Source organism: Corynebacterium kutscheri, assembly GCF_000980835.1.
GTDB classification, from domain to species: Bacteria; Actinomycetota; Actinomycetes; order Mycobacteriales; family Mycobacteriaceae; genus Corynebacterium; species Corynebacterium kutscheri.
Genome location: NZ_CP011312.1, coordinates 1,349,112 through 1,374,530 on the forward strand (window position 1 = coordinate 1,349,112; position 25,419 = coordinate 1,374,530).

At 47.7% G+C, this 25,419-nt stretch carries 24 protein-coding genes; 4 read left to right on the forward strand and 20 right to left on the reverse strand.

The features are described from left to right. Positions 1 to 11: 11 nt before the first annotated feature. The 4 genes from UL82_RS06195 to UL82_RS06210 all read right to left on the reverse strand — a co-directional run bounded on the left by UL82_RS06195 (position 12) and on the right by UL82_RS06210 (position 4,726). On the reverse strand, positions 12 to 2,270 hold the full coding sequence (locus UL82_RS06195; RefSeq protein WP_046439717.1) for a polyribonucleotide nucleotidyltransferase: 2,259 nt from the start codon (positions 2,268 to 2,270) through the stop codon (positions 12 to 14). 137 nt (positions 2,271 to 2,407) lie between these two features. Next, positions 2,408 to 2,677: a 30S ribosomal protein S15 gene (rpsO, locus tag UL82_RS06200; RefSeq protein WP_046439718.1), complete on the reverse strand. Its 270-nt coding sequence runs from the start codon at positions 2,675 to 2,677 to the stop codon at positions 2,408 to 2,410. A gap of 124 nt (positions 2,678 to 2,801) precedes the next feature. Further along, entirely contained in the window at positions 2,802 to 3,755 is a 954-nt protein-coding gene (locus tag UL82_RS06205) for a nucleoside hydrolase (RefSeq protein ID WP_046439719.1), read from the reverse strand. Continuing rightward, positions 3,752 to 4,726, reverse strand: a complete 975-nt coding sequence (locus UL82_RS06210; RefSeq protein ID WP_046439720.1) for a bifunctional riboflavin kinase/FAD synthetase — start codon at positions 4,724 to 4,726, stop codon at positions 3,752 to 3,754. The genes UL82_RS06205 and UL82_RS06210 overlap by 4 nt, the downstream gene beginning before the upstream one ends. 180 nt (positions 4,727 to 4,906) lie before the next feature. Between UL82_RS06210 and truB the strand changes: the two genes are divergently transcribed. Next, positions 4,907 to 5,797 (forward strand): tRNA pseudouridine(55) synthase TruB, encoded by an 891-nt coding sequence (gene truB / locus UL82_RS06215; protein WP_046439721.1) that lies wholly within the window; start codon positions 4,907 to 4,909, stop codon positions 5,795 to 5,797. Here truB and UL82_RS06220 read toward each other — a convergent pair. From UL82_RS06220 to rimP, 9 genes are all read right to left on the reverse strand, one after another. Then, complete coding sequence (locus UL82_RS06220; RefSeq protein WP_046439722.1) at positions 5,787 to 6,443, reverse strand: 4'-phosphopantetheinyl transferase family protein; 657 nt, start codon at positions 6,441 to 6,443, stop codon at positions 5,787 to 5,789. The two genes, truB and UL82_RS06220, sit on opposite strands and share 11 nt — an antisense overlap. Beyond that, positions 6,443 to 7,240 (reverse strand): metallophosphoesterase family protein, encoded by a 798-nt coding sequence (locus UL82_RS06225; protein WP_046439724.1) that lies wholly within the window; start codon positions 7,238 to 7,240, stop codon positions 6,443 to 6,445. Before UL82_RS06225 ends, UL82_RS06220 begins: the two co-directional genes overlap by 1 nt. Further along, positions 7,237 to 8,523 carry an MATE family efflux transporter gene (locus UL82_RS06230; RefSeq protein ID WP_046439726.1) on the reverse strand — a complete coding sequence of 429 codons (1,287 nt, stop codon included), beginning with the start codon at positions 8,521 to 8,523 and terminating at the stop codon, positions 7,237 to 7,239. The genes UL82_RS06225 and UL82_RS06230 overlap by 4 nt, the downstream gene beginning before the upstream one ends. Positions 8,524 to 8,532: 9 nt before the next feature. Next, on the reverse strand, positions 8,533 to 9,105 hold the full coding sequence (locus UL82_RS06235; RefSeq protein ID WP_046439727.1) for a DHH family phosphoesterase: 573 nt from the start codon (positions 9,103 to 9,105) through the stop codon (positions 8,533 to 8,535). 2 nt (positions 9,106 to 9,107) lie between these two features. Further along, the gene (rbfA, locus tag UL82_RS06240; protein ID WP_046439729.1) at positions 9,108 to 9,527 is read right to left on the reverse strand and encodes a 30S ribosome-binding factor RbfA; all 420 of its coding nucleotides are present in this window, start codon (positions 9,525 to 9,527) and stop codon (positions 9,108 to 9,110) included. A gap of 68 nt (positions 9,528 to 9,595) precedes the next feature. After that, entirely contained in the window at positions 9,596 to 12,292 is a 2,697-nt protein-coding gene (infB, locus tag UL82_RS06245; RefSeq protein ID WP_046439730.1) for a translation initiation factor IF-2, read from the reverse strand. Between the two features lie 100 nt (positions 12,293 to 12,392). Next, positions 12,393 to 12,671, reverse strand: a complete 279-nt coding sequence (locus UL82_RS06250; RefSeq protein ID WP_046439731.1) for a YlxR family protein — start codon at positions 12,669 to 12,671, stop codon at positions 12,393 to 12,395. Between the two features lie 61 nt (positions 12,672 to 12,732). Continuing rightward, positions 12,733 to 13,725 carry a transcription termination factor NusA gene (nusA, locus tag UL82_RS06255; RefSeq protein ID WP_046439733.1) on the reverse strand — a complete coding sequence of 331 codons (993 nt, stop codon included), beginning with the start codon at positions 13,723 to 13,725 and terminating at the stop codon, positions 12,733 to 12,735. Further along, positions 13,722 to 14,264: a ribosome maturation factor RimP gene (gene rimP, locus UL82_RS06260; RefSeq protein WP_046441300.1), complete on the reverse strand. Its 543-nt coding sequence runs from the start codon at positions 14,262 to 14,264 to the stop codon at positions 13,722 to 13,724. Before rimP ends, nusA begins: the two co-directional genes overlap by 4 nt. Positions 14,265 to 14,325: 61 nt before the next feature. On the opposite strand from rimP, the gene UL82_RS06265 reads away from it, so the two are divergent. Beyond that, positions 14,326 to 15,078: a hypothetical protein gene (locus UL82_RS06265; protein WP_046439734.1), complete on the forward strand. Its 753-nt coding sequence runs from the start codon at positions 14,326 to 14,328 to the stop codon at positions 15,076 to 15,078. Between the two features lie 333 nt (positions 15,079 to 15,411). On the opposite strand, the gene UL82_RS06270 is transcribed toward UL82_RS06265, so the two are convergent. Beyond that, positions 15,412 to 17,172: a proline--tRNA ligase gene (locus UL82_RS06270; protein ID WP_046439737.1), complete on the reverse strand. Its 1,761-nt coding sequence runs from the start codon at positions 17,170 to 17,172 to the stop codon at positions 15,412 to 15,414. Between the two features lie 24 nt (positions 17,173 to 17,196). Here UL82_RS06270 and UL82_RS06275 point away from each other — a divergent pair, with 24 nt between their 5' ends. Further along, entirely contained in the window at positions 17,197 to 17,895 is a 699-nt protein-coding gene (locus UL82_RS06275; protein ID WP_046439738.1) for a YaaA family protein, read from the forward strand. Here UL82_RS06275 and cobA read toward each other — a convergent pair. From cobA to mqo, 6 genes are all read right to left on the reverse strand, one after another. Further along, positions 17,892 to 18,611 (reverse strand): uroporphyrinogen-III C-methyltransferase, encoded by a 720-nt coding sequence (cobA, locus tag UL82_RS06280; protein ID WP_052735899.1) that lies wholly within the window; start codon positions 18,609 to 18,611, stop codon positions 17,892 to 17,894. The two genes, UL82_RS06275 and cobA, sit on opposite strands and share 4 nt — an antisense overlap. Before the next feature lie 56 nt (positions 18,612 to 18,667). After that, positions 18,668 to 20,035, reverse strand: coding sequence for a cobyrinate a,c-diamide synthase (locus UL82_RS06285; RefSeq protein ID WP_046439741.1), 1,368 nt, complete (start codon positions 20,033 to 20,035; stop codon positions 18,668 to 18,670). Continuing rightward, positions 20,029 to 20,649, reverse strand: coding sequence for a cob(I)yrinic acid a,c-diamide adenosyltransferase (cobO, locus tag UL82_RS06290; RefSeq protein ID WP_046439743.1), 621 nt, complete (start codon positions 20,647 to 20,649; stop codon positions 20,029 to 20,031). Before cobO ends, UL82_RS06285 begins: the two co-directional genes overlap by 7 nt. A 32-nt stretch (positions 20,650 to 20,681) precedes the next feature. Next, positions 20,682 to 21,380 carry a vWA domain-containing protein gene (locus tag UL82_RS06295; protein ID WP_046439745.1) on the reverse strand — a complete coding sequence of 233 codons (699 nt, stop codon included), beginning with the start codon at positions 21,378 to 21,380 and terminating at the stop codon, positions 20,682 to 20,684. Between the two features lie 70 nt (positions 21,381 to 21,450). After that, positions 21,451 to 22,500, reverse strand: a complete 1,050-nt coding sequence (locus UL82_RS06300) for an ATP-binding protein (RefSeq protein ID WP_046439747.1) — start codon at positions 22,498 to 22,500, stop codon at positions 21,451 to 21,453. Positions 22,501 to 22,507: 7 nt separating this feature from the next. Further along, positions 22,508 to 24,013 carry a malate dehydrogenase (quinone) gene (gene mqo, locus UL82_RS06305; RefSeq protein ID WP_046439749.1) on the reverse strand — a complete coding sequence of 502 codons (1,506 nt, stop codon included), beginning with the start codon at positions 24,011 to 24,013 and terminating at the stop codon, positions 22,508 to 22,510. A 334-nt stretch (positions 24,014 to 24,347) separates the two neighbouring features. On the opposite strand from mqo, the gene UL82_RS06310 reads away from it, so the two are divergent. Continuing rightward, positions 24,348 to 25,379 carry an alpha/beta hydrolase gene (locus UL82_RS06310; protein WP_046439750.1) on the forward strand — a complete coding sequence of 344 codons (1,032 nt, stop codon included), beginning with the start codon at positions 24,348 to 24,350 and terminating at the stop codon, positions 25,377 to 25,379. Positions 25,380 to 25,419: the final 40 nt, after the last annotated feature.

Here is a 25,419-nt window from a genome sequence, read left to right on the forward strand (position 1 = left end):
CTGCCACATTTTTAGCTTTCTTCAGCAACAAGCCCTAAAGAAATCTTGCCGCGATTATCAATATCGAGGATTTCTACCTCGATCTTATCGCCAACATTGACCACGTCTTCAACCTTCTCGATGCGCTTTCCGCCACCAAGCTTGGAGATGTGGATCAAGCCATCACGTCCTGGGATAAGCGAAATAAAGGCACCAAAAGCAGTAGTTTTAACAACAGTACCTAAGAAACGCTCCCCTACCTTTGGCAGTTGTGGATTAGCGATAGCATTGATCTTTTCAATCGCCGCCTCCGCAGCTTCACCGCCGACTGCCGATACATACACGGTACCGTCTTCTTCGATGGAAATATCCGCACCGGTTTCCTCAGTGATCTGGTTAATGGTTTTACCCTTAGGTCCAATCACCTCACCGATCTTAGAAATAGGAACCTTCACCGATACAATCCGTGGTGCTAGTGGGCTCATATCATCTGGGGTATCGATAACATCAGCCATAGTGTTCAAAATAGTCAGACGAGCAGTCTTCGCCTGATCTAGAGCTTGAGCAAGCACCTCAGAAGGAATACCATCAAGTTTAGTATCCAGCTGTAATGCGGTAATGAAGTCAGCGGTACCAGCTACCTTGAAGTCCATATCACCGAAAGCATCTTCGGCACCTAAAATATCGGTCAAGGCTACATAACGAGTTTCGCCATCTACTTCATCAGAAACCAAGCCCATGGCAATACCAGCTACTGGTGCCTTCAGCGGCACGCCCGCATTATATAAAGACATAGTCGATGCACACACAGAGCCCATTGAAGTTGAGCCATTGGAGCCCAATGCCTCAGAGACCTGACGGATTGCATAAGGGAACTCTTCGCGGGAAGGCAGCACTGGTATCACTGCGCGTTCTGCAAGTGCACCATGGCCGATTTCGCGTCGCTTAGGAGATCCCACTCGACCGGTTTCACCAGTAGAATATGGTGGGAAGTTGTAGTGGTGAATGTAGCGCTTTGAATCAGTAGGAGTCAATGAATCAACGTGCTGTTCCATCTTGAGCATGTCAAGAGTGGTAACACCCATAATCTGAGTCTCACCGCGCTCAAAAAGTGAAGAACCATGAGCACGAGGAATAAGATCAACCTCAACCGCCAAATCACGAATATCAGTTACGCCACGACCGTCGATACGGAAGTGATCGCGTAAGATCATTTGGCGCACAATCTTCTTCATCACCGCGTTATAAGCAGCACGGATCTCTTTAGCAGAGTTTTCTTCATCAAAAGTAGTTAGAAGCTGTTGTTCAACTTCCTCCATGAACACATTGGTTGCTTCATCGCGCTCTTGCTTATCCTTGATGGTCATAAGCTTGCGCAGTCGCTTTGCTGCTTTCTTTTCCACAGCCTCATAAACTGGCTCAGAATATGGTGGGAAGAGCGGGAATTCCTGCTCTTCTTTTGCCGCACGGCGTGCTAGGCCTTCTTGTGCTTTACACAAAACTTCAATAAACGGCTTTGCGGCCTCTAGACCTTCAGCAACAACAGTTTCAGTCGGAGCTGGAGCACCATGAACAACCTTGTCCACCACTGTGGAAGTAGCACCGGCCTCAACCATCATAATGGCGACATCGGTAGTGGTCTTACGACCCTTCTTCTTGGTTACCAAACGACCTGCAACTACTAGCTCAAAAAGAGCTTGTTCATGCTGCTCGTGGTTAGGGAAAGCAATCCAAGTTCCTTCTGGGTGCTTATCATCAGCAATAAGTGCCATACGCACACCACCGACAGCACCAGAAACTGGTAAACCAGATAGCTGAGTCGCTGCCGAAGCACCATTAATGGCAACTACGTCATAGTAATCTTCTGGGTTCATCGACATAACAGTGACTACTACCTGGACCTCATTGCGCAGTCCTTTAACAAAGGTGGGACGCAAGGGGCGGTCGATAAGACGGCAGGCCAAAATCGCCTCAGTCGATGGACGACCTTCACGACGGAAGAAAGAACCTGGGATTCTACCGGCTGCGTACATGCGTTCTTCTACGTCCACGGTCAGTGGAAAGAAATCAAATCCCTCGCGGGGTTGACTGCTAGCTGTACAGGTAGCCAGCAGCATGGTGTCATCATCAAGATAAGTTGTGACAGAACCGTCTGCTTGACGGGCCAGCTGACCGGTTTCAAAACGTATGGTACGAGTACCAAAATCACCATTATCGATGGTGGCGATAGCCTCTGTGACTCCGAATTCGGTATCTTCAATGAATTCGATGTATTTATTGGCGTTGCTCAAAGAAACGTCTCCTCTTTGTGACGTTGGGGGCGACGGTCATCGGTGCCGTCTTAAACTCTAATGTTTTGCAACGATTATGCAGTTTAGCATGAAAAAACCCGCCACCATATGTGGTAGCGGGTTTTCATAGCTTTAACTTAGCGACGCAGACCCAAACGGGCGATCAAGTCACGGTAACGATCAACGTTGTTATTAGCTAGGTACTTCAAAAGGCCACGACGGCGACCCACCAGAAGCAATAGACCACGACGAGAGTGGTGATCATGCTTATGAGACTTCAAGTGCTCAGTCAAATTATTGATCCGGTTGGTTAGCAATGCAACCTGTGCCTCAGGAGAACCGGTATCGGTCTCGTGAAGGCCATACTCGGCCAAAATGGACTTCTTCTGCTCACTGTTCAAAGCCATGAGTAAAACTCCTTGATATATTTCAGTCTGTATTTCAAAATTGTTGCCCCGATTTTTACTCGACGCCCCACTTCTCAACTGCTACAGACCACAGTATGAGAAACCTTAAGAAGCTTAGCAGTTATTATCGCCTCTGTGCAACGCGCCCTACCCGAAGCATAAACTCTGCTAAAAAGCGGGATACATCAACACCGATAGCAACACGGGCATTCTTCTGTGTATCATTAAGACGTGTTTCATCACCAATAGTTCTACCCCTGGTAGCGCCAGCGGTTTCTACTTTGAGATTCATTTCTATGCATTGAACCAAGCTGGGGTCAACGGCAACACCTACTGCTAACGGATCATGTAGTCCACAACCACCAAGATGCGGCGCGGTAGTATCATAGGCTCGAATATAGTAGTCCGTTGCATCAGCAAGAAAAATTCCCGCTGGGGTTCCCAATTCTCGCCACTGGCTAGTTTCTTGAGTAGTCAGCAAAGTCTGCAACGTAACATCAAGACCAACCATAGTGATATCGGCTATATTACGCACCATAATGTCTGCAGCTTCGGGATCTTGATGAACGTTTGCTTCTGCCCAGTGGCTAACATTGCCGGGAACAGTTAACGCACCACCCATAAACACAATATGTGCTTTATGGGAAAAAGTAGGATCTTTAGTAATTGCTGCCGCAATATTCGTCATCGCTCCGGTAGGCACGATAATTAGCTCATCGCCATATTCATGAACTGCTTGAATAAGAAAATCCACCGCAGGTAGTTTTTCTACTTGTCGATGGGAATCTGGAATAGTGACATCACCGATGCCATTTTTACCGTGAATGAACTGAGAAATTTCTAAAACCTCAAAACCTTGTTTTGCTAGGGCATGAGGTTCGCCAGCATAAACAGGTATCTCAGGATGACCAAAAAGATCAAGCAAAGCAAGATCATTACGGATACCGTCTTCGACGGTGATATTTCCATATGTGGTAGTAATACCAATAAGTTCTAATTCCTCTGAGCCTAAGGTATATGCCAGAGCAAGAGCGTCATCAATACCGGTGTCTAAATCAAGAATAACCTTCTTGGTCACCGTTGTACTCCTAAGATTTGGCGAGTGTTTTCGACATCGCGCGCCATGGCATCAAGAAGTTCTTCGACTCCAGAAAACTTTTCCATATCACGTACATGATCAACGAACTCGACTACCACGGTGTGCCCATAAAGGTCCGCATCACGATCAATTACATAACTTTCCACGCTACGGCGCTCGTCACCAAAAGTAGGATTATGGCCAACTGACACCGCAGCTGGATAACGTACCCCACGTTGTATATCGCCATCAATCGGCGCTTCAGAGACCACAGTAAACCAGGCTGCATATACTGCATCACGCGGCAGAGCTACGCTATCCGGGAAATAAAGGTTAGCTGTTGGAAAGCCGAGTTCTTTGCCTCCGCGACCAGCACCACGAACTACTTCACCTTTAACCGAAAATTCTCGCCCAAGTGCCCAATTAGCCTGGCGAATATTACCTTGCGTCAATGCATTTCTAATAAATGTGGAACAAACTACCGTGTCATCTTCAGTCAATAATGGTACGACGGTTAACTCTACTGAATTATCAGCACATAGTTTACGTAACGTAGCGGTAGTTCCTGCTGCTTTAAAACCAAAAGTAAAATTCTCCCCCACCACAACAGCCTTGGCTTTTAAAGTTCCTACCACGATGTCATGGAAAAACTCTTCCGGGGTTTTCCGGGAAAGATCCGCAGTAAAATTAAGCGCTAACATATGATCAACACCAAGTTCTTCTGCTAGATCAGCGCGCTGTGCGACACTACCAAGCATCGGCGGCATATGATCCGGGCGCAAAATAGCCAATGGATGTGGGTTGAAGGTCAATAATAACGATGGCACCCCCAAACTACGAGCACGCTGAGTGGCTTCGCTAATTAAAAGTCGATGACCTCGATGTATGCCATCAAAGACACCAATAGTAACCACAGAGGCCGCAAAATCTTGGGGTACATCGTCGAGTCCATGCCAGATATCCACGTCCATAAACATACTTGATATTCAGATTGAACTACTAGCTGGCAGTAAGTGTCAGAAAAATCTACCCAGACTCTTGTATGGCGATAGCGTGAATATGTCCAGTTATAAAAGCAAATATTCTCAACCGCACTTCCACTACAGGTTCTCTTAATTAGAACTGTATTTATTTCCCGCTAGACTGCTCTTATGACTGATCCTCTAGCAACATCCGGACTTATTATCGTCGATAAGCCACAAGATATGACCAGCCATGATGTTGTCGCCCGTCTACGACGCATTTTTCATACCCGCAAAATCGGACATGCAGGAACCCTTGACCCGATGGCAACCGGTGTACTGGTTCTAGGTATTGAGCGTGGTACAAAATTTCTTGCCCATATGCGCCTTGCCACCAAAAGTTACACAGCTACCATCCGTCTCGGCATAACTACCACCACTGATGATGCTGAAGGCGAGGTATTGCACAGCACAAATGCACTGCATATTACTGACGAACAGATCACAGCTGGTGTTAAAAAACTCACTGGTGAAATCATGCAGCGGCCAAGCTCGGTGAGCGCAATTAAAATTAATGGCAAACGCGCCCACCAGTTAGTCCGTGAAGGTCAAGAAGTAGAACTTCCTGCCCGACCAGTAACTGTGTCACGCTTTGATATTACGGGCATTCGACGTGAAGAGTTCCTCGATATTGATGTCCAGGTGGATTGTTCCTCTGGCACCTATATCCGCTCACTTGCACGTGATTTGGGTGCTGATCTTAAGGTGGGCGGTCACTTGATCAGCCTGCGCCGCACTAGCGTTGGTCCGTACCACCTTAATGATGCGCTTACTTTAGATGAGCTTGCCGATAACCCGCGACTGAGTTTAAGCCTAGATCAAGCATTACAACGCAATTACCCGGTACTCGCGGTATCGGAATCTGAGGCAGCAGATTTAGCTATGGGCAAATGGCTCTCTCCGCGCGGGCTCAAAGAAGTTGCGGTAGCAGTTAATCCGACAGGACAATCCATTGCTTTAGTACGCGAAAAAGGAAAGCGCTTATCGACGATTTTCGTCGCCCGTCCTTCTACGCTCTAACCGTTGTCGCAGCAAAAACATATCCATCTTTTATAAGCCAACGTCCTTCAATAAAAGGAACCGGTGTTGGGCGAACTAATAGATACGAAATAAAACTGCCGTCGTCACGCAATTCAATCTCGGCTTGCTCAAAACCTAGCCACCTATGAGTAAGGGGAAACCATGCTTTATAGGTGGCTTCTTTAGCGCAAAATAATAGCCGGTCAGCACATTTAACTCCAGGAATTTCATTCAGTCGTTCTAACTGCGGCAATTCACTTGGTCGAGAAATTGAGCTTAGGACTCCCTCTGGCATTGGTTCGGCAAGTTCAGCATCAAGTCCCATTGATCGTACGATAAGCCTCGGTGCGACAACTGCCGCGCGCAGCCCTTCAGTATGAGTCATAGAACCTGAAACCGCTGCTGGCCATAACGGCATACCCCGTTCGCCACGCAAAATAGGTTCACCGGTATCTCGACCTAATAGTTCTAATGCTTTATGCGCGCACCACCGTGCATCACCAAATTCTGCTTTTCGGGCATCCACTGCATGAGTAACTAAAACTTTTTCCAACGGATGTAGATCATTAAACCGACTTAAATCAATACCTTCGGTACGCAAGGTAAAAAAACGGGCCTCTTCGGGAAATAACAATGCGTTAAGCATCAGTCCACCTCCATTACTGGATATGGCCACGGTTGCTTATCTCCATGGACTCGCCACTCTTTTGGATACCCCAAGGAAACCTCACAGTGGGTTACTCCATCAACGACGATTTCACTTGGCATATGCAAATGTCCATAAATGACTGCTTGTGCGTTATATCGCTGTGCCCAATGTCGCGTATGACGCGTACCACACCATAAGCCGATTTCAGGGGAGCGTAAATAATTAATCGGCTCTACTACTAATGGCCAATGATTAATCAAAATCGTTGGTCCACTAATCCGACTAAGCCGCTTAATGGAATAAGCCAAGCGATCCCAGCACCATCCCCGAATATCGACGAAAGGAGCAATAGCAAACTCGTCGGTAAGCATAATTTGCTTCGCCCGCGCCTGAGCAATTGCTTCTTCTACCGTGGTGCCCTGTGGACGGAAAGAATAATCGTAAAGGGTAAAAAGTGGAACAATGGTAATCCCATGAAATATCGGGTAGGGATCTTCTGGGGTTAGCACACCAATTTTGCGGCATCCTGCTACTAACTCATCATATTTGGCGCGACCTTGATAGCGATCTGTTGAACGGGAAAAAAGTTCATGGTTGCCTGGCACCCAAATAACCTTTGCGAAACGTTTGCGTAGTTTATTCAATATCGAAATAACCAACTCTGTTCGCTCAGCAACATCACCAGCTACGATCAGCCAATCAGAAGGATCACGCGGCTGAATTTCATCAATACGCGCGGTATTTGCTTTAACCGCAGCATGCAAATCTGCAACAGCCCAAAGAGTCGTAGTCACGCTTCTACCCTAGCCCACCGCATTGATTGGAACCTCCAGGCAACCGCTAACAACCGAATCACTAACGATGCGAGGATTCCCCACCACACGCCAACAAGACCTGAACCGCTTAACCAGGCCAACCATACCCCAGGTAAATAACCTATAACTATGGCAAGCACAGAAATGGTTCTTAAAAAGGCCGCATCAGCTGCACCTAAAAGGACACCATCAATAGAAAATACTATGCTGCCCACAGCAATCATAACGATCAAAGGAAACCAAAGAGACTGAAGTTGCATAACCACATTAGGATCTGAACTAAAAATCTGAGGAAGAAAACCCTTTCCTAGCAGAAAAACTATTGCCAATACGCAGGCAAAGCTCATCGAATAAGCAATAACTTTCTTACCTACTTCTCTAGCTAATACTGCACTCCCAGCACCTAAGGCTGCCCCCGTAAGAGTTTGTGCTGCAATAGCTAGCGAATCAAGCACCAGAGTAATAAAATTCCACAGCTGTAATGCAATCTGGTGTGCCGCTAAAGATTCTGGCCCAAAACGCGCGGCCACTGCTGCCGCAGCTAAAATTGCTATTTGAAACGACAGCGATCGCACAATCAAATCTCTTCCTAAAATGAGTTGATTGAGCATAATTTTTGCATCCGGGCGCCACGAACCCGAGTATTGATATACCAGGTAGCTTACAAAACAGATAGCCATAATGAGCGTACCGATTAGTGTTGCCCAGGCCGAACCAATAATTCCAAGTCTATTAACTAAAATCGGTATTAATATCGCTCCAGGAACAATACCGCTTAGGGTAAACAACAAAGGTAACTGCGTATTTTGAATACCACGCAGCCAACCGTTTCCCGCCATAACAATAAGCATTAATGGGATACCAAAACAGGTAATACGCAGCCAGGAAGTAGCTAACTGAGCGACCTCATCATTATTGGCTAACCAGCTAGTAATCTGAGGCGCCAAAGTATAGATAGTAAGCGTTAATACACTACCTACACATAATGCCAACCACGTGGCATGCACACCTTCTTCAATAGCTCCTTGTTTGTCCCCGGCTCCATATTTACGCGAAGCACGTGCTGTGGTGCCGTAGCTAATAAAGGTTAACTGTCCGGTAACCATTGCATAAATAGTTGAGCCAGCACCTAGCGCAGCTAAAGAATAGGCACCAAGCTGACCTACGACGGCGGTATCAAAAAGTAGAAATAGTGGTGTCGCTATTAAAACACCAAGAGCAGGAAGGCTAAGCGACAGAATTTTTCGGGCATTAACGTACATTATTTACCGCTATGAAAAAATAGTTCGAACATATTCATAAGAGCCATCAAGTATGCATTCGTCGGCACACACCTGTCCACCACCGTCAAAGGTATCCGACAATTTTTCTACTGCATCATGGGAATGTCTGCGAATAATATCGTGTTTTACCTGTGTACTAACTTCCTGAAACTGACCAATAGTGTGTGTGCTTAGCTGCAAAAGGACTACGCCAATCATGTTAGAGTCAGCAAAACTTTGGTTGAAACGATAATCATCAAACATCATCACTTGATGAGGTCGCTGAAGAATCTCTGTTTCTAACAATCCTGTTCGCAAAGGTGCACCATAATCAACAACGTTTACTAGATCAGCTTCTGAAAGCTTATCGACGCACTCAATCTGTGGTACTCCAAGGATACTTAACAATAAAGTAGCGAAAACTTCTCGCTGCCCAATGACCCCGTGCACCTGCTTACCAAAAGATGAAAGCACATACCCCAACGCACACACGCTACCAATGACATTAGGGTTAATATGCCCAACAATGACAATTCGTTGTGTCTTATCTACTCGTGCAGTTGCCGGGGTCCAATCAAGCATTACTAATCCTTATATGGGTTTTCATCTCCTGCGGGCGTAGCGTTTTCTTTCAATTGAGCCAATTCTTCGTCGCGCTGTCGGGCACGTTCTAATAAACGTTCCATATGTGCACTAGATTCTGGAACGGTATCAAGCTCAAAAGAAAGCGTAGGAGTAAACCGTACCCCTAGTTGATCACCAACGATTTTACGTAGTTGACCTTTATAGCGATGGAGTGCTTCCGCCGCCGCCTCAGTATCTGGGGCATCGTCGAGAGTTTTACCCCGCACTGTATAAAAAACAGTGGCATCATGTAGATCACCAGTAAGACGAGTATCAGTAACCGTTATATATTCCATGCGCGGATCTTTGATTTGTAGTTCAATAGCCGTCGCAACGATAGTCTGGATGCGCTTAGCAAGCCTACCGGCACGAGCATTCATCTCAGTTTTTCCTTTCTATATAAGAAACCGCGGTGGTTAGTGCACACCGCGGTCTCTTTTTCTAGCTCTTAGTCACGAGGGACTTCGACCTGTTCGAATACTTCCACAATATCACCAACTTGGATATCTGGATAGCTCAGTACCATACCGCACTCGTAGCCAGCCGATACCTCGGTAACATCGTCTTTTTCGCGTCGTAGCGACTCAATTGTTGCTTTCTCCACAACAACGGCATTGTCGCGCAGCAAACGGATCATTGCGTTACGACGAACCTTACCGGACTCGACCATACAACCTGCAATAAGTCCCACAGAGGAAGCCTTGAAGATCGCACGAATTTCGGCACGACCAACCTCTCGCTCCTCGTAGATTGGCTTAAGCATACCCTTAAGAGCTGCTTCAACCTCTTCGATTGCACGGTAGATAACCGTGTAGTAGCGAACATCCACGCCTTCAGCATTAGCACTTTCAGTAGCCTTGCCTTCGGCACGAACATTGAACGCAATGATCACGGCATCAGATGCAGCAGCCAAGGTAACGTTGGTTTGAGTTACGGCACCAACACCACGATCGATGATGTTGAGCTGAACCTCGTCGTCCACTTCAATCTTAAGCAGTGCTTCTTCCAGGGCTTCCACGGAACCAGCGTTATCGCCTTTAAGAATGAGGTTAAGGGTGGAGTGTTCCTTAAGCACTGCATCCAGATCCTCCAGGGAAACGCGCTTGCGTGTCTTTGCAGCCAAAGCATTACGCTTACGAGCATTACGTTGGCTAGCAATCTGACGAGCAACCCGGTCATCTTCAACAACCAGGATATTGTCGCCAGCACCTGGCACGCCATTAAGACCCTGCATCTGCACTGGTCGTGATGGGCCAGCTTCGGCAACATCATGACCGAATTCATCGACCATACGACGCACGCGTCCATAGGCATCGCCAACCACAACAGAGTCGCCCACGCGCAATGTACCACGTTGAACGATAATAGTTGCCACTGGGCCACGGCCACGATCCAGGTGAGCTTCAATAGCAACACCCTGGGCATCCATATCTGGGTTAGCGCGTAGATCAAGGCTAGCATCAGCTGTCAAAAGAACAGCCTCAAGCAAGCCATCAACGTTGATATTCTGCTTCGCCGAAATATCGACAAACATGGTATCGCCGCCGTACTCTTCTGGCACTAAGCCATACTCGGTAAGCTGGCCTCGGATCTTTTCCGGCGATGCACCTGGCTTATCAATCTTGTTCACGGCAACCACGATTGGCACATCAGCTGCCTTAGCATGGTTGATTGCTTCCACCGTCTGAGGCATAACACCGTCGTCGGCAGCGACCACAAGAACCGCAATATCAGTAGATTTAGCACCACGAGCACGCATAGCCGTAAAGGCTTCGTGACCTGGGGTATCAAGGAAGGTGATCTTGCGGGAAGTACCGTCAACATCCACATTAACCTGGTAAGCGCCGATACCCTGGGTAATACCACCGGCTTCGTCGCCACCAACGTTAGTCTTACGGATGCTATCCAAAAGACGAGTCTTACCGTGGTCAACGTGACCCATCACAGTGACTACTGGTGGACGCTGAGCAAGATCTTCTTCATTGCCTTCGTCTTCACCGAATTGCAAGTCGAAAGATTCCAAAAGTTCGCGATCTTCGTCCTCTGGAGAAACGACCTCAACCTTGTAGTTCATTTCTTCACCGAGCAGCTGCAAGGTTTCTTCATTAACCGAGGCAGTTGCTGTAACCATCTCGCCAAGATTAAACAGAGCCTGTACCAAAGCTGCGGCATCGGTATTAATCTTCTCTGCAAAATCGGACAATGATGCACCGCGGGCAAGACGAATCGTCATGCCACCACCATCGGGAAGGCGCACACCACCAATAACATTTGGTGCTTGCATTGCCTCGTACTCATTGCGCTTTTGCCGCTTCGACTTGCGTCCCTTACGTGGTGCGCCACCTGGGCGACCAAAAGCACCTGCGGTGCCGCCGCGACGGCCACCACGTGCTGCTGCGCCACCACCACGGTTAGCGCCGCCAAAGTTTCCTGCACCGCCACCCTGATTATTTTGTGGGCGACCTCCGCGATTTGAACGCGATGGCATTGCTCCTGGCGAAGGTGTTGATGGCATCATCGCTGGAGATGGACGGCGTCCGCCACCTTGCGACGGCTGAGAATTACCACTGCGTTCCTGACGCTGACCAGGACGCGGGGCACGATCTTGGCGTTGCTGACGCTGACCAGGACGTGGGTTACCTCCTGGACGAGGACCGCCACCTGGTCGTGGAGCCTGAGAACCGGTAGAAAATGGGTTATTTGCTACCCGCGGCTTTGGTGCCTGTGGTTTAGGCATTGCGGAAGGTGTTGGTTTCGCTGCTTGTGGCTTAGGTGCAGCCGGCTTTGGTGCGGCTGGTTTTGGCGCTTGTGGTTTCACAGCAGCAGGTTTTGGCGCTGCTGGTTTAGGTGCAGCCGGCTTTGGTGCGGCTGGTTTTGGCGCTTGTGGTTTCACAGCAGCAGGTTTTGGCGCTGCCGGCTTAGCAGCAGCCGGCTTTGGTGGCTGAGGTGCTGCTGCTTTAGCTGGCGCAGGCTTTGCTTCCTCAGTTTGACCATAATGCTGCTTCATCTTCTTAACCACTGGTGGTTCAATGGTTGAAGATGCAGTTTTAACAAACTCACCCTGTTCTTTCAGGGTTGCGAGTAGTTCCTTGCTTGTTACACCGAGTTGCTTTGCAAGCTCATGTACACGTAGCTTTCCGGGCACTTCTCTCCTCGTGTTTTTTGGAGGAGGCCGCCCGTTATGCGCGTGCCTCCACCGTAGTTACATTGACGTTCATCGCTGATGCTTCATCGTGTGCTTACCATCAGTGTTCGGTCTTCCTATCAGTTAGGTACTTTCGTACATGACCTGTATCTACCGGAGCAGACACTTTCAGCGCCCGTGCAAATGCATGACGCTTTTCTGCTTGTTCCAACGCCGCAAGCGTGGCAGTAATCCACGCTCCCCGACCAGGAAGAACTCTTGCTGGGTCGGCAAGAATAATCGACGGGTTACCGTGGTCGGCGACAACCCGCAACAATTCATGCTCAGGTAAACGCTGCTTAGTAGCAATGCATGTTTTCATGCGACACTGCGCTGGCATGACGCTCCCTTGTTGGACAACGCACCAGTGTACGCGATTTTTTGTCCTAATTGGTAATTATTTAGCTAGCGTCCGAACGGATATCAATCTTCCAACCGGTAAGACGCGCTGCCAAACGAACATTCTGGCCTTCTTTGCCAATAGCAAGTGAAAGCTGATAATCCGGAACTGTGACCTGTGCGGCTTGAGCTTCTTCATCAGTGATGACAGCTTTAACAACCTTCGATGGAGCTAAAGCATTCCCAACATACTTTGCGGGATCTTCGTCGAAATCAATAATGTCGATCTTTTCGCCGCCAAGCTCCCGCATAATATTATTCACACGCTGACCACGTGGACCGATACATGCTCCTTTAGCGTTAAGCCCTTTTACAGTTGCTCGCACGGCAATCTTCGAGCGGTGCCCAGCTTCACGAGCGATAGAAACAATCTCCACCGAACCATCGGCTACTTCTGGCACCTCTAATTCAAACAAACGACGAACCAGTTCTGGGTGGGTACGCGAAAGATTAATCTGCAGCGAACGCTCATTACGGTTGACCTCCACCACATATGCTTTGACTCGATCGCCATGAGAAAACTTCTCACCCGGGATCTGTTCGGCTGGAATAATCACACCATCCTGGCCATCATTTTCCGAACCAAAATGCACAACAACAATGCCGCGCTCATTTGCCGCAAAATCAGCTTGAACTACCCCAGAGACAATTTGGCCAGTGTATTCCGAATACTCCGAATAGGCTTGGCGAACCTCACCTTCTCGCATCCTTCGCAGCGTCGCCTCCCGAACTGCAGTACCTGCGATACGGCTAAAATTCGACGGAGTATCATCATATTCAGAAACCACAGTTCCGTCATCATCAAGTTCGCTAACGATGACACTTACTGCACCTGTTACCGAATCAATATCAACACGAACAGGGATTTGTTCAGGTGCTTCTTTAAACTCAAGATACGAACGCAATAATGCTTGTGCGATCACAGCCAACATATCATCAACGGCGATCCCACTTTGCGACTCAATATCTTTGAGCGCCGAAACATCAATATTCACTTATTTTCCTCTCGCCACGAAATGGCTTCATCAAATGACATTGCTGCCAGCTCCAACTCATCGGCTGCTGGCTTTGCGAATTCAATATCTACCACTGCACCCAGCTCTGACACCAATTCAACTGGATCCACAACTAATTTCTTAGCAACTCGACGAATAATAATCACGCGTTCTTCGGTATCATCAAGCGCACCAATGCGCCCTACCCCGGAAGAAAGAATTATTTTCCTACCACGGTTGCGTCGCCAATGTCTTGGCTTAGTCAATGGCTGATCGACTCCGGGAGTTCCCACCTCCAAGGTGTAACCAGGCCCAAAGTTTATGGCACCATTTTCTTCGGCCTTATCGAACGCCTGGGAAATCTCTCCAGAAAGAATTTCTATCCGATCAGAATCAACCCGCTGATCACCATCAACTGCAATGGCAACCACAGATTTTTTCCCTGCCCGTGAGACTTTAATCCCTTCAAGATCTAATCCATAACGGGTAATAATCGGTAAAACTATTGCCTCAATATCTAAATTCGATGGAAATGCCATACCTGCAAGCCTAGCGTGTGCTACAGCACCACCGCGCATTCACGATAAAGTAGCAAGCGTTATGAAACCTGTCTTCAGCCTCATTCTGTCCGCGTTCGCACTCGCCTCCTGTAGTGTACTCCATGGCCCGACCGCCGATCCCACCCTCTCGCTTATCTATTCCGATGCGGTAGCCAACACGGAACAAGGCATCGACCGAGCCGAAGATGCTGCAACCCTGGAAAAAGAAATTCTTCGCTTATGTGGACACCACGAAGATGGTTCCACACCTGACTCTTGTGCCATCAAAACCGCTACAACTCCAGCACATAACATCACTGAGTCCAGCACCAGAATCTTCACTTCTGTCGATAGTATCCCGCAGGAATCCATGGGTATTGTTGCTACCCAGTTTGTGCATCTAGCATCACTTGGCGCTACAATTCCTGAACTCCCAGCTAACATCACACTCACCGATGCAGAAACAGAAGCTGCAACCGCATTACTACAGCGACACCACGCAACAATTTATGGCTTAGGTGTTGCGCTGAGTTATAGCGACAACGAAGACACAATTACTTCGCTTATTAGCACCCACACCAAATCTGCTTCCCAGCTACAACAACTCCTCAGCGACGACCTCGTAGCGGAGGCAGGTTATAGCTTTACCGAATCTGCGCAGATTACCGATGCGGCAAGCGCACAAAATTTTATTACTACCGAAGAGAAACTTTTTCTCGAAGAAATTCTTTTTCATGCTAGCCAAGCCGAAACTCCTTCTTGGCGACAATATCTTCTCATTGAAGCAGCACGAGCTGCTACTAGTGCTCATTAAAGTTTTTCATATGACTTAGCATGATCCGGTAAGTGCTTACCAAACCGTACTCATATAGTGAGCACGTCGTTCCTGCACGATCCACATTGCTATTCGGTATTGAAAAATCACGACATCAAGAAAAACTTAAGCCATAAAGCTACAGCACAAAACATCCTTAAAGCATGTCTACTAAGTGAGAATGTCTCGCATATTGATTCCCTAAATAAAATTGATCCCGCCCAAAATGGTAAGTAGCCAAAGCCAAAAATCTGTGAATCCTTACCTACACAAAGGCTGTGGATCCACAGATTTTTACTGTGTTTGAGAAAAGTTTTCTCGTACTAATGATTGTTACTCACGACCCAGCTGCTGCTTGATTACCTCAAGAATTTCATCTTTAGCAACATCAAAAGTTTCCCCACCGCGTACCCGTAGCTCAATAATGCCGTCGGCAAAAGATCGGCCAAGAATAACTGCTAGTGGCATACCAAGTAGCTCAGCATCTTTGAATTTTACGCCAGGGCTAACCTTAGGGCGGTCGTCGTAAAGCACTTCGATGCCTGCTTCATCAAGAGCCGTAACAAGCTCTTCCCCGGCGCGAAGCGCTGCTTCATCCTTATTAGCCACGCACACGTGCACTTGGTATGGAGCCGCATCGATTGGCCAGTTAAGGCCTTTTTCGTCGTGGCGTTGTTCAGCTAAAACAGCCATGAGGCGAGAAACACCAATACCGTAGCTACCCATAGTTGGGATAACGCGTTTGCCGTTTTCATCAAGAATCTGAACGTCAAAAGCTTCAGTATATTTGCGACCAAGCTGGAAGATGTGACCAAGTTCAATACCGCGGGCAAGAGTTAGCACGCCTTGTCCATCAGGAGCAGGGTCACCTTCTTTGATTTCGGCGGCTTCAATGTATTCGTCGATGTGAAAATCTCGTCCGGTTACCAGCCCAACAATATGGTGTTGCGGTATATCAGCACCAGTTATCCAGCTAGTGCCACTGACAACGCGCGGATCGGCAAGTACCCGAATACCATTGTCATTAAGTGTCCGTGGGCCGATATATCCTTTAACCATAAATGGGTGTGCTACAAAATCTTCTTCCTCAGCCAAGCTAACGCTGAGTGGTTCTAGTGAAGCTTCGAGTCGTTTCATATCAACTTCACGATCACCAGGAACAAGAATGCCCATTAATTCGGAGCTCTCAGCGCCTGGGGCGGTTGTGCGCACCATAATGCATTTCAGTGTGTCGCTGGCCTCTACTGGACGACCGTCGATAAGCACTCCCTCAGACTGTGCCCATTGCACAAGTGCTGCAATAGTTTCCGCAGCTGGAGTTTGGTACACAACGGCCTCGGGTTGTCCTTCAATGGGACGCTCAATGCCAGGCTGAGTAACCACAGCCTCCACATTGGCGGCATAATCACCCTCAGTAGCGCGGACAAAAGTATCCTCACCGGTTTCCGCGTAGCCTAAAAACTCTTCGGAAGCGCTACCGCCCATAGCGCCACTAGTAGCAGCACAAATTGCGTACTTAACCCCTAGGCGATCAAAAACCCGCTGGTAGGCACGTCGATGTGCTAGGTAAGACTCTGCTAATCCAGCATCGGTTAAGTCAAAGGAATAAGAATCCTTCATCACAAATTCGCGCCCACGTAAAATACCAGCGCGAGGCCGTTCTTCGTCACGGTACTTAGTTTGAATTTGATACAGGGTAACCGGGAAATCTTTATACGAAGAGTAAAGGTCTTTTACTACTCCGGCAAACATTTCCTCATGGGTAGGACCTAGCAGCATATCCGCGTTTTTACGGTCTTTAAGTCGGAAAAGACCATCACCGTATTCTGTCCAGCGTCCGGTTACCTCGTAGGGTTCCCTCGGCAGTAGTGCGGGGAAAAGCATTTCCTGGGCGCCAATAGAATCCATTTCCTCGCGGACAACCTTTTCGATTTTGCGTAGGGTGCGAAGTCCTAGTGGCAAGAGGGTATACACTCCGGGAGCTACTCGGCGAATATATCCAGCACGCACAAGCAGCTTGTGGCTGGGTACTTCGGCATCTGCGGGGTCTTCGCGCAAGGTTCGCAGGAACAGCGTGGATAAGCGTGTAATCATAGTGAAAAAATATACCCTAGTTACATGCTGATTATTTTGCCGCCTTCAGAAACCAAGCACCGTGGTGGTGATGGAGCACCGCTTAACTTTGCTTCTTTGAGTTTTCCCTCACTCAACCGCACTCGCTTAGAGATTGCTCAAGAGCTAGCCACACTCGATGTTGATGAGGCAATGAAAATTCTCAAGCTTTCAGAAAAATTACGTGGCGATGCCGAGGCAAATACTAAGCTTTTTAACTCTCCTACTACCCCTGCGATTATGCGTTATACCGGTGTACTTTACGACGCATTACAAGCCAATGATCTTCGTCATCCAGAACGTCTTGCCATTGGTTCCGCACTTTTTGGGATCGTACGTGCTTTTGATCCGATTCCATACTATCGGTTATCTGGGCAGAGCAAACTTGGCGGGGTCACTCTTAAAAGTCGGTGGGCAACACAAATTACTGATGCATTAGCACAGGTAGATGAACTTATATTAGATTTTCGCAGCGGTGTATATCAGTCTCTGGGTAAAGCGCCCAAGGCTTATACCATTCGAGTGGAAAATAAAGAAGGAAAAATAATTAGCCACTTTAATAAGCACTACAAGGGAGTCCTGGCCAGGGTGCTAGCGCATCACCCTGAACAGGCCACCACCATTGATGAGGTCATAGAAATAGCCCACAATAACAGGCTGAATCTGCGCATTGTTGGCTCACAACTTGTTATGGTGATTGATTAAAATCCAGCAACGGTACCAATCACATAAACTGCCGGCGGCTTGATATTGTTGTCGGCAATAATTGTGCCTAGTTCGTCCAATCGTCCACGGAAGCTGCGCTGGGATATGGTAGCGCCTTCTTCAATAATAGTAATTGGAGTATCAGCAGGCTTTCCTGCGTCGATAAGCGCTTGGGCAATAGCACTGGCATTTTTTACCCCCATAATGACAGCCAAGGTGCCACCAGTTTGAGCAAGTGCACGGTAATCATTCAATGATTCCTCCGGTGGCACATGCCCAGAGATAACAGTAAAACTGTGTACCACACCACGCTGAGTAATCGGTATTCCAGCTAAAGCAGGAACTGAAATTGCGCTAGTCACACCGGGGATTACTTCAACTGCAATACCGGCTGCAGAAACATATTGGAATTCTTCAAAACCACGGCCAAACACATAAGGATCCCCGCCTTTAAGGCGAGCAACCTTTTTGCCTTCTTTAGCATAAGCGACTAAAAGTTCGTTGATCTTCTCTTGGGCGACCTGTTTGCCATAGGGAAGTTTAGAAACGTCAATAACGTGCTTATCGGATACGTCGATAAGTTTAGTTAATTCACTGGCGGGGCCAAGATGATCAGTGAGAATAACATCGCTAGCTTCTAACGCTCGCAGCCCTCGTACAGTGATGAGATCAAATGCCCCTGGGCCGCCGCCAACCAATGTTACTGTTCCAATCATTTCTTCTACTCTAGTCCCCCGGTTAATTTTGCCCTAACAACGCGCAAGGTAATTGCTCACACCGGGGTGCTCGTTTGATTATCAACAGCGCTACGCACGAATCTTTCCACTGCCTCAGGCACGCTAGCTGGGTGTACGTGAAGGTAACTGGCATGAACATTATCAATAATGAATCCCTCGGTAGTTGCAGTGCCATCCCACAAATGCCACCCCCATGCCGGATTGATTTCAGTCACATTGTGCAACGCCGTATGGTGAAATTCATGTCCTATTACGCGCTGACCAGAGACATAGGCAATTGAATCCGCTAAGGCTACAGCTTGCCGATAACCTAAAGTTAAGCGACTACCTAGTTCGCCGTGCCCATCAATAACACCAACCATTTCTTGTCCAGCTAATGTTTTTAGCAACCATAGTAGTCCCGCACACTCGGCATGTACTGGTTTTTTGGCTGCTACAAAAGCTCGTACCTGTGCGTTTAAATCCTGGCGCTGTGCGAGGGCCTCTGCATGTTCTTCCGGGAATCCACCAGGAATAATCAAGCCATCACAATCAGGAAGATCATCAACGATAGGATCAAAAGGCACTATCTCTGCCCCAGCTGCCGCTAACAATTCATAATGTTCAGCATAGGTAAAACTAAATGCTGGACCGGCTGCTACAGCGATTCTTGCTTCTCCTTGTCGCCTGACTACCTTAGCTGGCTGCCAGGGGGTGATATCTTGGCGCACATTCGCAAAAGAAATAAGCCGATCAATATCAATATGTTTATCGACGAACTCCGCCATCTGCGCTACTGCTTGTTGTGCACTATCTAACTCACCAGCAGTAATTAATCCAAGATGGCGAGAAGGCACCTCAATGCCACTTACCCTAGGAATCGCCCCTAAAACCTCAATACCTTGTGCTTCAACAGCACGCCGGCAAACCTGAGCATGGCGTGGACTACCTACTTTATTAAGAATTACTCCTGCAATCTGAACCTCAGCAGCTGTTGTAGCAAAACCTTTGACTAGTGCGCCTACCGACTGGCTCATTCCCCGGACATTAACAACCAAAACAACCGGCATTTTAAGCAACGCAGCAATCTCAGCAGTGGAACCACGCGCAATCTCAGTATGCTCGTCTGGGGAAATTTGGCCGTCGAAAAGCCCCATAACGCCTTCAATTACTGAAATATCTTTATCTTGTGCTCCATGAGCGTATAAGCCACCGATAAGTTCACTACCACATAATACGGAATCAAGATTTCTGCCCGAATATCCGGTAGCTAGTCCGTGGTAGCCAGGGTCAATATAGTCTGGGCCAACTTTAAAAGGAGCAACACTCATTCGCTGGCTTAAGGCACGCATTAAGCCGGTTGCAATAGTAGTTTTTCCGCTAGAAGAGCTGGTGGCGGCAATAATAACGCCGGGGGTTACCATTCAATACCCTTTTGGCCTTTTCGACCAACATCCATTGGGTGCTTAATTTTAGTCATCTCAGTTACTAAATCGGCCGCCTCGATAAGTTGTGGATCAGCATCACGTCCAGTAATAACAATATGCTGTGTTCCTGGGCGGTTTTTTAAGGTTTCCACCACATCATTGATATCAATCCAGCCCCATTTAATGGGGTATGTAAACTCATCGAGCACATAAAAATCATGGGCTTCCTGCGCAATGCGACGTTTAACCTCTAGCCAACCATCATGAGCATCTCTGGCATGGTCTTCATCGCTGCCATGCTTTTTAGTCCAGCTCCACCCTTCGCCCATCTTGTGCCACTCAATAGCGCCACCGATGCCGGTTTCTTCATGCAATTGGCCAAGACGTTTAAATACTGCCTCCTCACCGACCTTCCATTTTGCAGATTTAACGAATTGGAACACGCCCACATTCATTGATTGATTCCAAGCCCGCATGGCCATACCAAAAGCAGCAGTAGATTTTCCTTTGCCTGGGCCGGTATGTACTGCTGTTATGGGTAACATGCGGCGTTGTCGAGTGGTTAATCCATCATCAGGAATATTGGCTGGATCGACTTTGCCCTGCGGCATGGGTGTTCTCCTTGGGTGAGATTGGATAAGTTTTATAGTGCCTGGATGACTTCAGTGAGTGCTTCGGCATTTAACTCTTCGATACGCACACACGTTCCGCCCAGATTTTGAGCTAACTCAGTAGCTAGACCAAGGCGAATGCGGCCACCTTTTTCACAGTCTACTATTACGCTTCCGGTATGTCCGCGTTGTGCAATAGTGGCGGCGATGCTGCGCAAATGGGCCAATCCATCTTTTCCGGTAGCCCGACCATCGGTAAGCACCACCAATAAAGCTGGCCGGCCGGGTTCGCGGCGGTATTCGCGTTCAATAAGTTCATGCGCCATATTCAACCCCTCAGCTAACGGGGTGCGTCCACCTGTGGGCAAACCGTCAAGACGTTTTTTGGCAATATCAATTGATCCTGTTGGTTGTAGCACTATTTCTGGTGCACTACCGCGCACAGTGATCACCGCAACCTTGTCTCGACGTTGATAAGCATCACCGAGTAAAGAATGCACCGCACCAGTAACTGCATTTAACCGATCGCGTGCGGCCATTGAACCGGAAGAATCAACGAGAAAAACAATAAGGTTAGCTTCTTTACCTCGCCGCAAAGAACCACGCAAATCAGTAGGAATAAATTCCAAACGGCCGGCATCAATGTGTGCTCCACGATCAGCAGCAGCACGAATTGTGCCAATCAAGTTCAGTCCACGCCCATTTCTGACCGGTCGAACATCCGAACCAATACGAGTTTGTGCAGGAGCACGTCTACCAGGAGTGGCATCAAGAACCCGTGAGGTTTTACGTAAAAGCGTCCTAGCTACGAAAGGGCGCGCCTGTATCTGCGCTACCTACCTCCCCATCGCTGGTTGGTTCACTTTCTGCTGGGCTATCTTTTGGCGAAGAGTCATTTTCTGTCGGTGGATCAGTGGGGGAACCATTTTGTGGCAGAGGCTCATTCATAGCTTCGTCCAACTGCTCAGAATCAAGGCCTGGTTCATCAAAAGGATTACGTCGCCGGCGATGTGGTAGCGCTAACTCGGCAGCAATGCGAATATCTTCATCGAGAACCTCACTACGCCCGCTCCAGGCAGCATGCGCACGAGCAGTTCGAGCAATCACCAAATCACCGCGCATACCATCTACATCAAAAGCAGCACAGATCTGAGCAATGCGGGCTAAATTCTCATCGCTCAACACAACCTGAGAAATGATGTGCTTGGCCTGAGCAACACGTTGGCTTAATGTGTCATCGCTAGCTGACCAATCATCGGCAAATCCTTGCGGATCATCTTCAAAAGCTAATCGACGACGCATAATCTCGGTGCGTGTTGCCACATCGCGCGAGGCACTAACATCAATAGAAAGTCCAAAGCGGTCAAGTAACTGCGGGCGTAATTCACCTTCCTCCGGATTCATGGTGCCTACCAAAATAAAGTTTGCCGGCGAAGTATGCGAAATACCATCGCGTTCGATGGTGACTCGCCCAGTAGCCGCCGCATCTAATAGTGCATCGACTAAATGATCTGCAAGCAGATTGACCTCATCAACATATAAAATTCCGCCGTCTGCCTCGGCAAGAAGACCTGGGCGATAATTGGCTTTACCAGTGGTCAGCACGGTTTCTAAATCAAGAGCACCCACCACGCGATCCTCGGTGGCCCCAATAGGAAGATTAACCAATGGTGCCCCGCCTAAGATGGACTGGAAACCACGCACTGTTGTTGTTTTTGCGGTTCCTTTTTCACCACGAATAACTACCCCACCGATCCGCGGGGCAATGGCCGTTAAAATAAGGGCAAGTTGTAGTCTCTCCTGGTCATACACTGCCGAAAAAGGAAATCCTGGTGCGGTGGTTGTACTCACGATTGTGTTAATCCTCTAGTTTTAATGTTTTTTGGGTGCGTTCCCATTGCTGTGCAAAAAGAGCTGGATCAGCAGATAAGTTGGTTCCATAGGAAGGAATCATTTCCTTTAACTTTGGCCCCCACTCAATCATCTTGTGTCCGAAGCAGCGCTCAATTAATTCAATCATGGCCGATGGGGCAATAGAGGCCCCAGGTGAGGCACCTAACAATCCAGCGATAGTGCCTTCACCGTTATTAATCAATGTGGTACCAAAAGCCAGAGTAGAAAATCTCGGGCCAACTACTGGTTGGATAGCTTGTACCCGCTGTCCTGCCACCACGATTTCCCAATCTTTATCCTGTGCCTGCGGAACATATTCCCGCAAAGATTCCATCTTGGCTTCTTTATCCATCATGAGTTCGGTGAGCAGATACTTTGTCAGTGAAAATTCTTGTAAGCCCACACCAACATAACTCAACAGATTAGTTGGTCGAATCGACTTAAAAAGATCAAACCAACTACCAGTTTTTAAGAATTTTGGTGTCCAACCAGCATAAGGGCCAAAAAGAAGGCCAGTTTTCCCATCAATTACTCGGGTGTCTAGGTGCGGCACCGACATTGGTGGTGCGCCAATAGCAGCTTGTCCGTAAACCTTTGCATGATGCTGGGCAATCAGTTCTTCATTCGTGCAGCGCAACCATAGACCAGAGACTGGGAATCCACCCCAACCGCGAATTTCAATAATTCCAGACTTCTGTAAGAGCGGTAAGGCCATGCCTCCAGCACCAACAAAAACAAAATTAGCTAAAACAGTGTGAATATCCCCAGTATGTAGGTCTTTAACTGTAACTTTCCATTTGGTTCCTTCACCTTTAATGTTGGTTACTTCGTGTCCATAGCGTACCTCAGCACCATTTTTAGCTGCGGAAGCAAAAAACTGTTGGCTTAAGCTACCAAAATTAACGTCGGTACCAGAATTGATCCAGGACACAGCAACTTTTTCATTTTTATCCCTACCTGCCGCCATAAGTGGTAGTCGATCAGCGAATTCATCATGATCACTAATAAAACTCATGCCTGGGAAAAGCGGATGGTTTTTTAGTGCTTCATATCGACGATGCAAATACTCAATCTGCTGTTCCCCACGACCAAAAGAAACATGTGGTACGAGATTAATGAAATCTTTAGCATCTGATAACACACCTGCTTCTAGTTGGTGCGACCAGAATTGCCTAGAGACCTGGAATTTTTCATTAATATCAACGGCTTTTTCAATCTTGACTTTACCGCTCTTAGTTTCCGGTGTGTAGTTCAATTCGCAGAGGGCAGAGTGGCCAGTACCGGCATTATTCCATGGTGAGGACGACTCTTGCGCTGGACCGGCTAAGCGCTCAAGGACTAATTGTGACCAAGAAGGTTCCAATTGCTGAAGTATTGCCCCCAGGGTTGCACTCATAATTCCAGCACCGATAAGAAGGACATCAACTTCTTCAGTGGCCTTGCTTGTTACGCTCTGCGGGGAATCTGCCATATCAATTTCCTTGCGTTGTGACGTTTTTTCTGTCCAGATTCAATTGTTAAAAACAATCGTGAACTGTGAAATTAACTAGCACCAATACAAATGCCAGCTAAACTCACATTCCTTTTACCAATGTGAGGAACACAATTGCTTACTGCTTTTGCAAGTGTACGCCTTTCTGTAAATAAGAGATCAAAATCTCATCATTATTCTATAAATTCACACACTTTTACCCCCATTTCAAAAACTTTTATCTAGAAACACACACTAAGTGACCACGGTTAACCCACCTTTATTCACTAGAGTCATCGCGCTCCCCCCTCTTTTTACGATTAGGATCGCTACCATGAATAACGATTACCTCATCAATCCAGATGTAATTACCTGGGAACAAGACATCCTGGGGGAAGATTTTTTTAACCACACTATTAATCTTGGTATCGACCCCGATGGGGAAACAGATATTGTTGCAACACTTATTCGCTATCAACCCCAGCAACCAGCAAAAAATCAGGTAGCAATACTTTATCTACATGGTATGACAGACTATTTCTTCCATCGCCATATAGCCGAGCATCTTTACCACTATGGCATTGATACTTTTGCCGTCGATACGCGAAAATGTGGTCGCTCGCTACGTGCCGGACAAAGCGCACACTATGCCACTGATATGGAACTTTATTTCTCCGAACTCACCACCAGTCTGGAGATCATTCTTGCTGATCACCACAGCGTTATTCCGCTTGCGCACTCCACGGGTGGTCTTATTGCTAGCCTATGGCTTGACCATCTACGGCGCACACGTCCTGATTTACATGCGCATATCGCAGCATGCGTATTAAATAGTCCTTGGTTAGATATGATGGCTCCTCCGGCAGTAACCAAGACATTGTCCCAGATTACTCGAATTTCTCATGCTCATCGTCCCCATGTTGTGTTCCCAGGTGGCAAACTATCTACCTACGGCGAATCCATCCATATCAGTGAAAAAGGCGAATGGGATTTTGATCTATCACTTAAACCAATTACCGGACATGTAAAATATTTGGGTTGGTTGCACGCAGTTTTATTAGGTCAACGCCGCATTCATGCAGATCAGATCAAAACCGGTGTTCCCACTCTGGTTTTGTGTTCAACTGCTTCGCAACTGAATAAAGCTTTTAATCCTGCTTCGCAACGTAGTGATACTGTTTTAGATGTTCGTCAGATTCGTATGTGGGCACCATTTTTGGCGCGAGAAGTTACCACGGTTCAACTCGAAAACGCGCTTCACGATGTTTTTCTCTCTCAGAGTGCGGTACGCGAAAAAGCACTCAACGTGACCACCACATTTATCCAACACATACTGGCAACGAAAAACTCAGTCGAAAAAAATTAACTTTTAGCGGGAACATCGTAGCGCCTTTTATGGTTGCATA